At 58.4% G+C, this 14,679-nt stretch carries 11 protein-coding genes and 1 pseudogene; 4 read left to right on the plus strand and 8 right to left on the minus strand.

Going from position 1 to position 14,679, the window contains the following annotated elements:
• The first annotated feature begins 1,216 nt into the window (after positions 1-1,216).
• Positions 1,217-2,776, plus strand: a pseudogene (istA, locus tag JZY08_RS15150) (IS21 family transposase).
• Complete coding sequence (gene istB, locus JZY08_RS15155) at positions 2,718-3,623, plus strand: IS21-like element helper ATPase IstB (RefSeq protein WP_246669768.1); 906 nt, start codon at positions 2,718-2,720, stop codon at positions 3,621-3,623. Before istA ends, istB begins: the two are co-directional and overlap by 59 nt.
• 132 nt (positions 3,624-3,755) lie before the next feature.
• Here istB and JZY08_RS15160 read toward each other — a convergent pair whose 3' ends face one another.
• Positions 3,756-4,922: an IS110 family transposase gene (locus JZY08_RS15160; RefSeq protein WP_072495381.1), complete on the minus strand. Its 1,167-nt coding sequence runs from the start codon at positions 4,920-4,922 to the stop codon at positions 3,756-3,758.
• A 266-nt stretch (positions 4,923-5,188) separates the two neighbouring features.
• On the opposite strand from JZY08_RS15160, the gene JZY08_RS15165 reads away from it, so the two are divergent.
• Positions 5,189-6,079 carry a LysR family transcriptional regulator gene (locus JZY08_RS15165; RefSeq protein ID WP_216332281.1) on the plus strand — a complete coding sequence of 297 codons (891 nt, stop codon included), beginning with the start codon at positions 5,189-5,191 and terminating at the stop codon, positions 6,077-6,079.
• On the opposite strand, the gene chrA is transcribed toward JZY08_RS15165, so the two are convergent.
• From chrA to JZY08_RS15190, 5 genes are all read right to left on the minus strand, one after another.
• Positions 6,074-7,282, minus strand: a complete 1,209-nt coding sequence (chrA, locus tag JZY08_RS15170; protein WP_216333407.1) for a chromate efflux transporter — start codon at positions 7,280-7,282, stop codon at positions 6,074-6,076. The genes JZY08_RS15165 and chrA overlap by 6 nt on opposite strands.
• A gap of 184 nt (positions 7,283-7,466) precedes the next feature.
• Positions 7,467-7,949, minus strand: a complete 483-nt coding sequence (locus JZY08_RS15175; RefSeq protein ID WP_082186097.1) for a hypothetical protein — start codon at positions 7,947-7,949, stop codon at positions 7,467-7,469.
• Positions 7,950-8,083: 134 nt separating this feature from the next.
• The gene (locus JZY08_RS15180; protein ID WP_216332282.1) at positions 8,084-8,626 is read right to left on the minus strand and encodes a hypothetical protein; all 543 of its coding nucleotides are present in this window, start codon (positions 8,624-8,626) and stop codon (positions 8,084-8,086) included.
• A 231-nt stretch (positions 8,627-8,857) separates the two neighbouring features.
• Positions 8,858-10,726 (minus strand): tyrosyl-tRNA deacylase, encoded by a 1,869-nt coding sequence (locus tag JZY08_RS15185; protein ID WP_216332283.1) that lies wholly within the window; start codon positions 10,724-10,726, stop codon positions 8,858-8,860.
• Between the two features lie 50 nt (positions 10,727-10,776).
• Entirely contained in the window at positions 10,777-11,676 is a 900-nt protein-coding gene (locus JZY08_RS15190) for a hypothetical protein (protein ID WP_082185937.1), read from the minus strand.
• 675 nt (positions 11,677-12,351) lie between these two features.
• Here JZY08_RS15190 and JZY08_RS15195 point away from each other — a divergent pair.
• A complete protein-coding gene (locus tag JZY08_RS15195; RefSeq protein WP_216332285.1) occupies positions 12,352-13,083 on the plus strand; it encodes a hypothetical protein in 732 nt (243 codons plus the stop codon).
• Here JZY08_RS15195 and JZY08_RS15200 read toward each other — a convergent pair.
• Together JZY08_RS15200 and JZY08_RS15205 are read right to left on the minus strand one after the other, a co-directional pair.
• On the minus strand, positions 13,038-13,847 hold the full coding sequence (locus JZY08_RS15200; RefSeq protein WP_216333409.1) for an aspartate/glutamate racemase family protein: 810 nt from the start codon (positions 13,845-13,847) through the stop codon (positions 13,038-13,040). The genes JZY08_RS15195 and JZY08_RS15200 overlap by 46 nt on opposite strands.
• An 11-nt stretch (positions 13,848-13,858) precedes the next feature.
• Positions 13,859-14,677 carry an ABC transporter permease gene (locus JZY08_RS15205; RefSeq protein WP_216332287.1) on the minus strand — a complete coding sequence of 273 codons (819 nt, stop codon included), beginning with the start codon at positions 14,675-14,677 and terminating at the stop codon, positions 13,859-13,861.
• Positions 14,678-14,679: the final 2 nt, after the last annotated feature.

Consider the following 14,679-nt stretch of genomic DNA (forward strand, 5'->3'; position numbering starts at 1 on the left):
TCAGATTTGAGTGGCGATCGATCATAATAACAATATCATGATATTGTTATTATGATCGATCGCCACTCAAATCTGAAATCAACTCCAATCAAATCCATCTCGGCCATATAGTTTCCGCGCATAACAATCTTCCGGTCAAAACAGCAAATTCAACATAAAATTCATATATTTATGCGCAATAGTCCCGCAATCCGCGCAAATTGCAGGCTATAAAAGTCGATTTTATCAGCGGATTCTCGCCCGCCTTCAGCCGTGCATATATAATTCATTGCAACATATATTTTATATGTTTCCGGGCTGGTTACCGTATAAATATATGTTTATGGGAGCCTTCCAGATCGCAGCTGGCCTACCCTATTCATATCCGCCAACGAATCCGTATTCTCCTTTTGGTTGTGTAAATATTGCTTCTTGAGCTGCCGATTTCGAAGCTTTGCCCTGGCATAAAGAGATCGTGCCAGCTTTCTCCTCATCAAGGCAGTATCCGCCCGAGCGGCAAGAACGTACATCTCGTAGAGACCCATCAAACACACCTTTCCTATCACGCGACGCGTTTGCGACTGCGTTATGAGCTTCATCTCTTTTTTCCATCAGCCTTTCAGCTTAATGGGCATTTCACGGGGCACTAAAAATTGCCGCCTATGGGAATGAATGACACTTATCAGTGCCCCGCTTCAGCGGTTTAGGCCTGTTAGAGAGACTGCCCTTCAGCCAATGCGTTCGGAGAAATAGAAAGGCCCACCACAAACCCACTCCCATCTCTCCTCTGGTCATTGCCGGAGGACTTTCCCTGACAGACACCAGAACATGAGAATGACGTCTTTTCTCACAACCGGCGCTGGTTCAGCTTCAAAACAGGATGTCTCCCGGTTCATCACGGAACAGGTGCAGTATAGAGCAGGCAAACAGGCTGGGGATGAACGGGGAAATAAAAGTCCTTGCCATAAGTCGAAACAACAAGCGAGACACAAAAAATTATACCCCCGTTGGACATAAAGGGCCCTTCATGCCGCAAGACGCAGGTCGAAACCACTACATTAAACAAAAATATTTCTACGTCGGCATCATTTATGCCTTCTGCGGAAGTACTTGATACTCGATTGTGATTAGGCATGGAATAAGGACCCCGCACATGGGGTGATCGGCGTCCAAACGGGACCCCCATCTGCAATGGGGTTACAACAGCCTCCGGTTTCATCGGAGGCTTTTTGTTCGGATGCTTATTGTGGAAACAATTCTGAAGATACGGCGGCTAGCCCATGTTCAGGGCAAGTCGATCAAGGCGATCTGCCGGGAGTTGGGCATATCGCGGAAAGTGGTGCGGAAGGTTTTGCGCACCGATGAGACGGAGTTCAAATACGAACGGACCCGTCAACCTCAGCCGAAGCTCGGCCCCTGGCGCGGTCAGCTCGATGGAATGCTCCTCGCCAATGAGGCCAAATCTTCTCGCGAACGGCTGACACTGATCCGGATATTCGAGGACTTGCGCGACCTCGGCTACGAGGGCGGTTACGACACAGTCCGGCGTTACGCCCGAACATGGGCGAAGGAGCGCGGGTCCGTGACGGCGCAAGCCTATGTGCCGCTCTATTACGCGCCGGGCGAGGCCTACCAGTTCGACTGGAGCCACGAGATTGTCGTGCTGAACGGCGTGACGACGACGGTGAAGGTTGCGCATATCCGGCTCTGCCACAGCCGGATGATGTATGTGAGAGCCTATCCGCGCGAGACGCAAGAGATGGTCTTCGACGCCCATGACAGGGCGTTCGCTTTCTTCGGCGGGGCCTGCACGCGCGGCATCTATGATAATATGAAGACCGCGGTGGAGACGGTCTTCGTCGGCAAGGAACGGCAATACAATCGCCGCTTCCTACAGATGTGCAGCCATTACCTGATCGAACCGGTGGCCTGCACGCCGGCGTCGGGGTGGGAGAAAGGCCAGGTCGAGAACCAGGTCAATCTGGTGCGCGAACGCTTCTTCACGCCGCGACTGCGCTTCAAATCCTACGATGAACTGAATGGCTGGTTGCTGGACAAGTGCATCAGTTACGCCCGCGCTCATAAGCACGTCGATCAGACGGAGCGCACGATCTGGGAGGTGTTCGATGCGGAGCGGCCGCACCTGGTCGGCTATCCCGGCAAATTCGACGGCTTCCACGCTGTGCAGGCCTCGATCGGCAAGACCTGCCTCGTGCGTTTCGACAACAACAAATACTCGGTACTGTCTACGGCAGTCGGCCGCCCTGCCGAGATACATGCCTATGCAGATCGCATCGTCATCCGGCAGGATGGCGTGGAAATCGGCCAACACGATCGCTGCTTCGGCCGTGGCGAGACGATCTATAATCCCTGGCATTACGTGCCGGTCCTGACCCGCAAACCGGGAGCACTGCGCAACGGTGCGCCGTTCCACGACTGGGTTTTGCCCGCCGCCATGGAGAAGGTGCGCCGCCGGCTGAAGGCAATGCATGACGGCGACCGGCAGATGGTGTCGATCCTCGAATGCGTGGGCCTGGACGGGCTCCCCGCCGTCGAAGCGGCCTGCCAGGAGGCGATCGATCAGGGCGTGTTCTCGGCCGCCGTCATCATCAACATTCTGGCCCGCAAGCGTGATCCGCAGCCGGCCGCCATCCTTTCCATCCCCGATGCGCTTCGCCTGACCCATGAGCCTCTGGCCGACTGCGCCCGTTACGACAGCCTGAGGAGGGCAAGCTGATATGGAACGATCCCAAATCCTCGACATGATGGGCACGCTGAAGCTGTTCGGCATGCGTAGCGCCTATGACGAGATCATGGCCTCCGGCATCAAGCGACAGCACGAACCGCCGCGCATCGTCGGTGACCTGCTTCAGTCGGAGATCGCCGAGAAGCAAGCGCGCTCCATCAAATACCAAATCACCGTCGCCAAACTGCCGCTGGCCAAGGACATCGACGACTTCGACTTCACCGACACGCCGGTCAACGAAGGCCTGGTGCGCCAACTCGCAACCGGGGCCTTCCTCGCCGAGCAGCACAATATCGTTCTGGTCGGCGGAACCGGCACGGGAAAGTCTCACCTGTCCATCGCCCTTGCTCGTGCTCTGATCCGCAATGGCGCACGCGGCCGCTTCTTCAACGTCGTCGACCTCGTCAATCGGCTCGAGACGGAGGCACGTAGCGGCAAACAGGGACGGCTGGCCGACTTCATCACCAGGCTCGACTTCGTCATCATGGACGAACTGGGCTATCTCCCATTTGCCCAGGCGGGCGGCCAGCTCCTCTTCCACCTCATCAGCAGGCTCTACGAGCGGACGTCCATCATCGTCACGACGAACCTGGCCTTCGGCGAGTGGCCGGCCGTATTCGGCGACGCCAAGATGACCGCCGCTCTGCTCGACAGGCTCACCCACCATTGCGAGATCGTGGAAACCGGGAACGAATCCTGGCGCTTTAAAAACCGCTCTCAAAGCTCACATGAGGATTTCGTCGTCAAGATCAATCATCGTTTCATAGCGTGCCCCTTCGATTTCGTATCGAACCCATGGTCTGAGCCACCTTGCTTGACGCGGCACGTTTCCTTCACCGGTTCAAACTCACATACGGTCGCCGTTTTGTCCGGCAGCACCATTATCCCGCTTGCGTAGCGGCAAGGCTCAGGAGAACGGGACCAATCTAAAGCGCGGCATTTGAAGCCCGACTTCGAGGCGGTTCGCTCACCTGGATCCGCCAGGAGTGATCAGTCCTGGAAGATTGTGTGTTCGGCAATTTTTTGGTTGTCAGGCGGTCTTCATGACAGCCCCCTCGATGAGAACACCCGCAGTGACAAATTTCCACAGTGCGATAAGGAGTTTGCGCGCCAAGGCAACTATCGCGGCTTTCTTTAAGCGTCCACCATTCGACTGAACCCGATCCACAAACCAACGGCTGAGCGCTGATGCTGGCTGATTGCGTAGCCACAGCCACGATAGTTGGATCATCGTAGTGCGCAGCCGAGGGTTCCCTGCCTTTGAGACACCCTGCTCGTGGTCGATGGTCCCGCTCATCCATGGGGTTGGTGTCAAACCGGCATAGGCGGCAATCTGCCGCCTATTATCAAAATGCCGGGACAGGGCTTCGGTCCAAAGAACGGCGGCAAATTCAGCGCCAACACCCTTCAAGGACAGCAGCATCGCTGCGGGCGAGGTTGCCTCAACCGCTGGCTGGTCCTCCATCGATAGAAGAGAATTACGCTCGCTCTCCACTGCAGCGATCTGCTCTAGCAGCAACTCGAGACGGTCGAGTTCCCGATTGATTTGAGCCTTCAAGTGTTTCGGTAACTCACGCCCATCTCCAGTCTGAAGCTCCTCCAGCCGCTGACGGCGATCTTTACGGAGCGGCTGATAGCCGCTGACGCCTTGAGTAAAGAGTAGCCCCTTCACGCGATTGACATGCCTGACCCGCTCAGCAATCAAAACTTTGCGTTCCCGGCAAATCCGACGCCGATCTTCGTCACTCGGATCTGGCGCTCTGACCATCGCACATACGCGTGGCTCGCCGCGCTTGAACGCGAGCAATGTGCGCGTCAGAGCCTCTCCATCGATCTTGTCGGTCTTAGCACGCCGACGTCGACGGGAAGTCGCGATCGAAGCTGCGTCGACGACGTAACTCTCGATGCCGTGAGCCTCCAGCACGCGGTGTATCCAGAAGCCGTCCAATCCTGCCTCCTGGATCGTTACGATGGGAAATAATTTCCCTGTTCTCAATCGCGCCTTCTGCTGTAGCTGCTCAAATCGTTCCAGCAACTCGGCTACATTGCCACCGGCCACTACATGCTTCGACATCTTCTCGCCGCTGCCTGGCGACAACGAAGTGATCAACCAGGTCGATCGGCTCAGTTCCAATGACACAAAAATTGCGCCAAGATCGATGCGGACAGCGGTCGGTTGAATGGATGCAGGTTCCATAAACTGCTCCTCCTGAGCGAGTGTTTAGATGCAACCTCACTCTGCCAGAGCGGCGGCCGCTGTTCACTCCTCATGGGATCTAAAGCCGAAAAGACAAACAACCCGCGCCCGCAGGCCCTTGCGCTAAATGGAGAGCCCCGGGCCTACGCGCGCTGACCCGATGCAACTAGAGGCAGGGGTCCCTTTTGGGAGCCGATAAGGGGTCCCGTTACGACGCCGATTGACAATGATATCTCGGAGGAGACATAATAAAATCTAGGTCTCGAATGGTTCGGCAATTTCTTCCCCTGAATGGCTTGAGGGCGTTTGAGGCCTCAGCCCGGCACCTCAGCTTCACCCGCGCGGCCATCGAACTGTGTGTGACGCAGGCGGCGGTGAGCCAGCAGGTGAAAGGGCTGGAAAAGCGGCTTGGGGTTTCGCTTTTCCAGCGGCTTCCAAGAGGTTTGAAAATCACCGCCGAAGGCGAGGCCCTGCTGCCGACGGTCACCAGTTCCTTCGACCAGATGGCGACCACGCTTGACAGGATAGAGGCAGGACAGGTGCGCGAGCTGCTGTTTCTGGGAGTTGTGGGAACCTTTGCCGTGGGCTGGCTGCTGCCGCGGCTGAAGGCATTTCAAAAGCAGCATCCATTCATCGATGTCAGGGTTTCCACCAATAACAACCGGGTGGATATGGCCGCCGAAGGGCTGGATTTTGCCATTCGCTTCGGTCAGGGCTCCTGGCACGGCACGGATGCTTTCCGGCTTTTCGAGGCGCCCCTGTCGCCCCTGTGCACGCCGAAACTGGCGGAAACGCTGAAATCACCCGCCGATCTCGCGGAGGCAACGCTGCTGCGCAGCTACAGATCCGACGAATGGGCCACGTGGTTTGCGGCAGCTGGCGTGGCACCGGTGGCTCAGGTGAACGCCGGGATCGTTTTCGACACCTCGCTCGGCATGATGGAGGCCGCCTTGCAGGGGCTGGGCGTGGCGCTCGCCCCGCCCTCGATGTTTTCGCGGCATCTTTCCTCCGGGGAGATCGTGCAGCCCTTTCCCATCACCATATCGCTTGGCAGCTACTGGCTGACGCGGCTGCAATCAAAACCGCAGACGGCGGCCATGCAGGCCTTTTCCGACTGGATCTTCGCCAATATTGACCCGACGCAGGACGGCTTATGAAAAAGCGAGCAGAACGCCGCCGATCGCGCAGATGACAACCACGATCCATGGCGGCGTTTTCCACACCGTCAACAGGATGAAACCGATGAGCGCAAGCGCGAAATCCTTCTGGGTGAAGATGGCGCTTGTCCACACCGGATCATAAAGTGCTGCGCCGAGAATGCCGACGACGGCGGCGTTTGCCCCGCGCATGGCCGCCTGCGCCATAAGATGCCTGCGAAACCCTTCCCAGAAGGGCAGCGCGCCGACGAGCAGCAGCATACCCGGCAGGAAAATCGCGATGAGGGAAATGGCTGCCCCCGCAATGCCGTTCGGCTGCGGCCCCACCACCGCGCCGAGATAGGCCGCAAAGGTGAAGAGCGGGCCGGGAACGGCCTGGGTTGCGCCATAACCCGCAATAAATGCATCTTCCGTGACCCAGCCCGTTGCGACGACTTCCGATTGCAGCAAGGGCAGCACAACATGGCCGCCACCGAAGACGAGCGCGCCGGCACGATAAAACGCATCGAACAATGACAGGCCTTGCGACCCGGCCATTGCCGCGAAGAGCGGCAGGAGGGCCAGGAGAAGCGCGAACGTGGCGAGCGCGATATATCCGATGCTTTTTGGCACCCGGAATGCGGGATGGGCGGCCTCACGCGTGGCATTCGTGCGGCAAAAGGCGAGACCGGCAATCGCCCCGACGGCAAGTGCGAGGATCTGGCCGAAGGCGCCGGCGAGAAACACGACGCAGATGACGCCTGCCAGCGCAATGCTGGCGCGTTCACGATCCGGGGCGAGGCTTTTCGCCATGCCCCAGACCGCCTGCGCCACAACGGCGACGGCAACGATCTTCAGGCCATGCAACAGGCCGGTGCCGACCGGCCCCTCAATGGAGGCGGCAACCATGGCGAAGAAAAAGAGGAGGATGGCGGATGGCAGGGTAAACGCCGTCCACGCCGCCAGCGCGCCAAGCGGGCCTGCCCGCAGCAACCCCAGCGCAAAACCAACCTGGCTGGAGGCAGGACCGGGAAGAAACTGGCAGAGCGCCACGAGATCGGCATAACCCGCCTCATCGATCCATTTGCGCCTAACGACCAGCTCATCGCGGAAATAACCGAGATGGGCGATGGGACCGCCGAAGGAGGTGACCCCGAGTTTCAGGAAGGTTGTGAAAACCTCGCCGGGCGTGCCGTGCTTTTGACTGTCCGCTTCCGTGCGCATGGCCTGTGTTGACGATTTCAAGAAAGAACTCCCTGCGTGCAACGGCTGTTCGTCAACACTGTCGGCCTCAAAATGATTTCGGTATCAGACACTATTACGACAGGGATATGAAGGGGCTGGCTGGGTCGACGCCGGAAAGTCACGCTCACTCTCCGGCGTCTTTGGCAATTATCCGGCGAAGGGCCTATCGCTCGGTCGGTAATAATGCGGCGAAGTGCGAAATCCAGCCATTTTCATCGGTACCGCCGGAGAAACCCGTGGCATCCCAGATGATGTGATGCCTGTTGCTGCCGCTGTGAATGGTCACCGCGGCGGCGATGGGGGTCGGGGATCGCCACGAAAAGTTCCGGTTCGCCCCCGGTGCGAGGTGGCTGAGGGATTCAAGCTGAACATCGTCGAGGAACAGCACCGTGCTCATCTCGGTCTCATAGAGGTTCTCCCATCGCGCCTGCGCCAGCGCATTTGCCGCCTCAACGAGAAGATTGCTCTCACCCACGGGATCGGCCAGGGCCGCCCGGCGCCATGCGGCGAAGATACCAGCGATATCGTCCATATCGAGCCCAAGGCTTGAGAGGAACTCGATGGTCTGGTCATTGCCGAAGGCATCGTAGCCCGCTTCACCGAAGGGCCGGATATGCTTGACCACGAAATTGCTGAGAATTGGCATTTTTATCTCCTTTTGAGCATGAGCCACCTGTTCCCGGACATTTATGTGCGGGGTCGGTTGGCGGGATTTGTGGGTTGATTTGGGTGGTGCCGGGATATCTCCGGCGACAGATGGAAAGGTGGTCGGCTTGCCGCTTAGCCGAAGATGATGGCGACGCGGGCGGGCATTTCCAGGAATTCCCGCAGGCCGATGCGTGTTCTGGTGCCGCCCTGTCCGGCCGGCCATGGATCGAGGATATGAAGCTCCAGATCCTTGCCATTCACGGTGTACCCATAGACGAGGTAGTAATGGATATGCGTGCCGATGACGAAGACGCGGTTGTTATCGATTTCGCGTCTGGCGATATCGGCCGTCAGGCCGTCGACAAAGTGGCCGCCGGTCGTCGTGTGATCGAAGGCATTCCACTGGCTGGAAACCAGCTTGACGATATTGCTGTTCGGATTGGCGCCGCCCAGTTCATTGATGTTGGCGGATTGATCCAGAACCTGCGCCAGCTCCCAGCGCTCCTGAACCTGCGGATCGACGGTCGCGAGCGCTGCGGTATTGCGCCGCGCAATCTCGTATTGTGTGGCTGGGCCGAGCCCGTAATAGGCCCGTACCATCTGTTCGACAGCGGCAAAGCACCAGGCGGCGGTTGCCTGGGCGATCAAGGCGGGAGGGTTGTTGACTGTTGGCATGGTCTTCTCCTTCTTGAAAATGACGGGGCACGGATTGCGCTTCGATGGCGACCGGATACCCGCTTTGATGTTTCACAGGGTGGGTGTTGAGGTTTCGGTGAGGCTGGCCGTCCTGCCGGCATATGCGCCGGCAGGACACTGCCCGTGATCTTCCGGAGGGGACGAGTACCGCTTAAGACCACGGATACGCTTCCTGCCCGGCCGGGACAGGAAATGCAGTCGCGAACAGGATCAGCCGGTTTTGCTCAGATCCTGGCGATAGGCCTGCAGCGACGCGATTTTTGCGTCCGCCGCGGCCTCGCGTTCGGCGACGATGGCCGAGACCTTTTCCGAGGCTTCCGCCATATAGTTCGTGAGATCAGTGCCGGTGAGATATTTCCCCTGCAGCTTGTTGAGCTTCGACCATCCATCCGCAAAGCTGCGGTTGAACCTGTCGCTGACGGTCGCGACCGCATACCATTGGCCGGTCTGCCTGACGAAGAACTCGTTGACGGAGCGGACGAGCTGGGCGAGGCGGTTCTTGCGGATGACCTCCAGTTCGGCCACATTGTCGATCGCCTTGATCTGGTGCTCGGCATCGTCGGCCACGGCCTGCATGAAATCGGCGAAGCTTTTGAAGAAAAAGGCAATTTCCTCAATGATTTCCTTCATGCGTTTCAGCGCCGTGATGCTGACATTGAGGGATTGGACCGCAAGCTTGATCTTGTCGTCCTCGGCCTGTTTCCCCTTGAGCAGAGCGTTGATCTTTATGAGTTCGGCGGCCTGGGTGCGGCGTTCGTTCTCATAGGCTTCCGCCTTGTCGATCATCTTCATCTGCATGTCGCGCAGGCTTGCGGCCTGTTGCTGCTGCTCGTCGGTGAGCTTGCCGAGCCCCTTGTCGAGCGCGTCGAGTGAAGCCTGCAGGCTGGAAATCAGGGTCTGCTGACCTGCAATCTTTTCCTCCTGCGCTTTCAGTTCCGCGGCGCGGGCGGTCAGGCGTTTATCGAGTTCGGCAAGTTCCACGGCCTTGCTCGATTTCGGGTCAGCGCCGTCGGCGTCTTTCGCCAGCGCCGACCTGCTGTCCTCCAGCGATTTGATGTCCGTCTTCAAGCTATCGCGTTTTTCCTCGCTCTTGCGCAGTTCTGCCTTCTGCTCGGAAAGCTTGCTCTGGGTAGCTGCCCCATCCGCCTTTCCGCCGCCGGTTGTCGGTGTGCGCGAGCCGCCGCCCTGCCCCTGCCCGTCGGCATCCTGGCCACCCCTGGACTGTCCTTGAAGCGCGCCGCCGACCGAAGAGGCCAGCATGGAGGCCGGCCCGCCCGCCACCATGGCGATTGCGGGGATGGCGCTTGAAATCATCTGTGCGCCGACCCGGACGATTGACATGATAAAAGCACGCTCCTCGGCCGTATTGGCCCGCTTTTCATATTCGCGGGCCTTCTTTTCGAACTCCGCAACCTGCGCCTTCAGATCATTCACAAGCGCTTCAAGCTGCTGACGACGCGCGTCGGCCTCGCGGATCTCCCGCTCCATCGTCGCCTTGTCTTCCAGACGCTTGCTCAACACCATTTCGCTGGCATCGGTGATCTGCGCCGTTGCCTTGATGATGTCGTCATAGGTGGAGGCGACCTTAAGGAGATCGTCCCGCACGTCCAACGCCTTGTCGCGGATGCTTTTCGCGAGCTTGATCAAATCGTTGGAGACGAAGGCCTTGATCTCGCTTTGGTCATTTCCCTCGCGGACGTCCAGCCACTCCGGGAAGAGATCGTCGACTGAAATGCGGACGCGATTGGCAATATCCATCGCATGCCTCATGGTGATTTCACTGTTCTGCTGCGCCTTTATCAGGCTGTCCATGATGGCGCTGATGCGGCCGCGGATTTTGCCTTCTTCCTGCGGCGTGGTGTTGTAGGCGATGTAGAGCAGGTCGATCGCATTGTCGGTGTCGCGCTTGGCGCGCTCGACATCATAGGTTCCCTGGATCTTGTCGACATAATACCGGACGAGCGCCGTATCCGCTTTGGGAAGGCTGAATTCCGGCTTCGACACGATCGCCTCGACATCGGCGTCGATCGCGCTGTTCAGTTTGGCTTCCCGGCTTTCGAGATTAACGACATTGTTCATTTTCATGCTCCTGTTGATGGGTGGTTATGGAGAGTCATGGGGTTGATCGTTTACGATCCGCACTGCTTCTTCGCGTCATCAGGCAGTCCGGCCTCGGTGGAGGAAATGAACTGCGGCACGTCGTTAGTCAGGCCGTCGATCTCGGCGGACAGCCGGTTGACCTGACGTATTTTCGCGTCGTCAGGATTGACCTCGCGCGCTTCCTTGAGAGCATTGGTGAAGTTGCCGACCTGAGTGTTGAAGTCCTGCACCTTGACATTGATGGTGGAAATCGCCGCTTTGAGCCGGGTGATCTGCTCTTCCAGAGTTTTCACCGCATTCTCGTTTTCCGCGTGGCTCTGCTTTGCCGCCGCAAGCTGGCGGCGATTGTTATCGAGCTGGTTGCGAACGCCTTCAAGAGCCGACCGGGCATTGTCCAGCCGCGGCAGCGCGGTGCGGTAGTCCCTCTCCGCGTCGTTCATCCAGCCAAACGCCTTCACCGCGGCGTCACCGGCCTGGCAAATACCCGGCAGGAAGAAGAGGACCCCGCTGCATATTCTTACTCTCTTGGCCTGCTCGTCCCTTTCCCTTCGGGCTTTTTCGAAGGTGGCCTGACGCGCCCTGACGTTCTCGCTCTCTGATCGAACGAGATCCTCGTAGCCCTTCACGCTGCTTTCGGACTGCACCACCTGCCGTTCCAGCTCGATCTGCAGATACTTGGCCTGCCCCAGCGCCTTTTCGCGGTCGGCGCTGAGCTGCTGCTGCGCCGTCAGATGCTCCATCAGGCACACGGATCGACGGCCGAGCAGCTCCCGGCTTGCTTCCGCCTGCTCCAGTTTCGATTGAAAGACGGCCAGCTGCTCGGCAGACAGGGTGGCCGCATCGGCAGGTGCCACATAGCGCATCGCCGGCAAATCGAACTGCGCCGCGATTGCGACGAGGCCGGCAAAAATAACATGTCGAAGTTGCATCGCTTCATCCTCCTTGGAGAATTGGGGGGGTGGATAAAAAGGCATTGCGAAGCCGGTGGCCGCTCGGCATCGCTGCCGACCGCGCCATGAACCCGGTAGAAACATCTGGATGTCAGCTGGCCCCGGATGCATCCTCTGCAACTTCGTCAAGCCCCAAAAAAACAACCATCAAAGATTGTGTTTCCAGATACCCAACGAAAGATTTCGCATCCATGGACATATAAAAATAGGCAATAAAAACAGGCGATAACATTCTCGTTAGCGCGACTTTCATAAACCGTTTCAAAAGAACACATATTTTAACGCGCCCTTTAACATTCAATTTATGAGAGTATTTTTTAATACCGTTCAATGAGACGGCGGGGGAGTGCAACAAATTGCACATATCCCCATGACCGCAAATTCTGGGCTGTCCCGCCTTCAATGAATGGGCGTAGCCGGCGCATGAAACTCACGCCTTGTATTTCGCCATAAAGTAGTGACGACCTAGAAGCCTACGGGAGAAAGGCATCTCGAAGAGAGATTTCGCAAGTTTCAAAACCGCTCCCGCAGGGGAATTCCGTTCGGCCGCCGCCGGACATGCTTCTCGAGAGGTTGACCCCACTTGCGAACCGGATTCTGAACGACGAGGCTTTTGATGAGGCGGTCACCCACCTTTGCGCGCAGATATCAATCGTGTTTCAGCGGGAACGACGCCTTGTTCGTGCGATCGGCGATTTCGGCGCATTCGCCACCGTTGTGTGCGCTCTCGGGCTGGGGTCTATCCATGGCGGACAGTTCACACTGGCCGCGGTTCAGGCGATCGTCGTCCCGAGAGGGTGGATCTCCAGCCGCAGGACACGGGCGTTGATCGACTGGCTTGAGCTTGAGGGCACGGCACAGCGGCATCCGCCGAGCCACGATAACCGCGAGCGCCCATGGTCGTTGAATGGCTGGCTGGTTCTCGCGGTGCAGACGCTGGCTACGGCCTATCTCGCGGCAGCCTCCCCCTGGGTCGAACATAAGGCAGAGACGCCCGGGATGATGGCGGCCGGAGCAAGCGCCCTTATCGAGGGGGTGAGCTGGCTTTTGAGGCACACGGACGAACTGCATCCGGTCTCGGAGGAAACACGGATGTTTATGGGGCACGCGCCCGGGTTCCCCATCCTGCTGGACCTTGTATTTGCCACCAAAACCAGCGCATTTGATGCAACGGGCTGCGAGTTTTCCCGCAAGGCGGCAGCACGCGCCTACGGTATCAGCCGCGCCCACGTCACGGCGCTGCTGGCGAGGGCAGAGCGACTGAATTTCCTGCGGAGAAACGGCTCCAGAATAGTTCTGGGCGATCAGACATTGCGAAATGTGCAACGCGATCTGGCCTATCAGCTCGCCTTCGTTGTTTTATGGTCGGCGAGTTCCAAACCTTGACGGTCTCCATGGCTCCCTGAGGAAGCAACCATTCTGTCCGGCTGGAATGTTTCCAGCAATCCGCGATAGGGCTTGAGGACCGGCGTGGCATAAGCGCCGCGTTTGGCCGTCGAAAGCCCCATTGCCACCAGCGCTTCCGCCTGCTTGACGGCGGCGGCGACGCCATCGATGACGGGCACGCCGAATTCGCTGCGCAATTCGGCGGTAAGGTCGGCCATGCCGGCACAGCCGAGCACGATCGCCTCCGCGCGGTCATTCTTCAGCGCCAGCGAAATCTCTTCGCGCAGCCTTTCGCGGGCATTCGAGCCGGGCTCTTCCAATGACAGGACCGGAATATCGGCGGCACGGACATTGCAGCGGGAAGACATGCCGTAACGATGGACGAGGTGTTCGAGCGGCAGTCGTGAGCGTTCCATCGTTGTCACGATGGTGAACCTTTGTGCGATGAAGGCGGTGGCGGAAACCGCCGCCTCGCAAATGCCGATGACCGGTATATCGGCAAGTGCACGGGCCGCATCGAGCCCCGTATCATCGAAACAGGCAATGATGGCGGCATCCGCACCGAGCGCCGGAGCCTTTGCAATCTCCAGGAGCAGGCCGGGTACGGCGAAAACCTCGTCATAATATCCCTCGATGGAGACAGGCCCCATGGATGAGGTGACGGCCAGGATTTCCGTTCCCGGATTGGATACACGCACCGCCGCATCGGCGATCGTCTCGGTCATGGATTGCGTCGTGTTCGGATTGATGACGAGGATGCGCATGGTGTGTTTTTTCATCCACGCAAATGGCGGCGGTTCAGGGTGACGATCAGGCCGAGCGTGCCCGCAATCACCAGGAAGGAAAACAGGGTCGTGACGGCGCCAAGCGCATAAAGCACCGGCGTCGTGACATTGGTGGTCATGCCGTAAATTTCCAGCGGCAGGGTATTGTAGGTGCCCGCCGTCATCAGCGTGCGGGCGAACTCGTCATAGGAGAGCGTGAAACCGAACAGGCCGACGCCGATCAGGCTCGGCGCGATCATCGGCAGCACCACATGGGCAAAGGTCTGCCAGGAGGATGCGCCAAGGTCACGGGCTGCCTCCTCATAGGATGGCGAGAAGCGGTTGAACACGGCCAGCATGATGAGCACCCCAAATGGCAGCGTCCAGGTGAGATGCGCGCCAAAAGCTGATGTATACCATGAGGGTTCAAGCCCAAGCTGCTGGAAAAGAACACCAATGCCAAGTGATATTATAATCGACGGCACCACGAGGCTGGCAACCGAAAGATAAAACAAAGGCGTCGCGCCGATGAATTTTCGCCGGAAGGCAAGGCCTGCCAGAAGCGAAACGATGACGGTGACGATCATGACCATCAGCCCAAGCCCGAAGGAGCGGCGGAACGAGCCGCCGAAATCACCGACCGCCTGCTGTTCGAAAAGATTGGCGAACCAGTGCAGCGAAACACTGTTCAGCGGAAAGGTCAGTCCGCCATTCGGCCCCTGAAAGGCAAGGATGAGGATTGCTGACAGCGGGCCGTAAAGGAACAGCACGAAGAGGGCGAAAAAGAAGGCGAGTATGTAAAATTCGCGTCCGCGTTTTTCCGAATGCATGG

Origin of the sequence: Rhizobium sp. X9 (assembly GCF_018873185.1) — a bacterium.
GTDB lineage: Bacteria > Pseudomonadota > Alphaproteobacteria > Rhizobiales > Rhizobiaceae > Agrobacterium > Agrobacterium oryzihabitans.

Coding starts and splice junctions, on each gene's coding strand:
- istB (WP_246669768.1), top strand. CDS start 2,718: ATGGAACGATCCCAAATCCTCGACATGATGGGCACGCTGAAGCTGTTC.
- JZY08_RS15175 (WP_082186097.1), bottom strand. CDS start 7,949: ATGCCAATTCTCAGCAATTTCGTGGTCAAGCATATCCGGCCCTTCGGT.
- JZY08_RS15205 (WP_216332287.1), bottom strand. CDS start 14,677: ATGCATTCGGAAAAACGCGGACGCGAATTTTACATACTCGCCTTCTTT.
- JZY08_RS15200 (WP_216333409.1), bottom strand. CDS start 13,847: ATGCGCATCCTCGTCATCAATCCGAACACGACGCAATCCATGACCGAG.
- JZY08_RS15165 (WP_216332281.1), top strand. CDS start 5,189: ATGGTTCGGCAATTTCTTCCCCTGAATGGCTTGAGGGCGTTTGAGGCC.
- JZY08_RS15160 (WP_072495381.1), bottom strand. CDS start 4,922: ATGGAACCTGCATCCATTCAACCGACCGCTGTCCGCATCGATCTTGGC.
- chrA (WP_216333407.1), bottom strand. CDS start 7,282: ATGCGCACGGAAGCGGACAGTCAAAAGCACGGCACGCCCGGCGAGGTT.
- JZY08_RS15180 (WP_216332282.1), bottom strand. CDS start 8,626: ATGCCAACAGTCAACAACCCTCCCGCCTTGATCGCCCAGGCAACCGCC.
- JZY08_RS15185 (WP_216332283.1), bottom strand. CDS start 10,726: ATGAACAATGTCGTTAATCTCGAAAGCCGGGAAGCCAAACTGAACAGC.
- JZY08_RS15190 (WP_082185937.1), bottom strand. CDS start 11,676: ATGCAACTTCGACATGTTATTTTTGCCGGCCTCGTCGCAATCGCGGCG.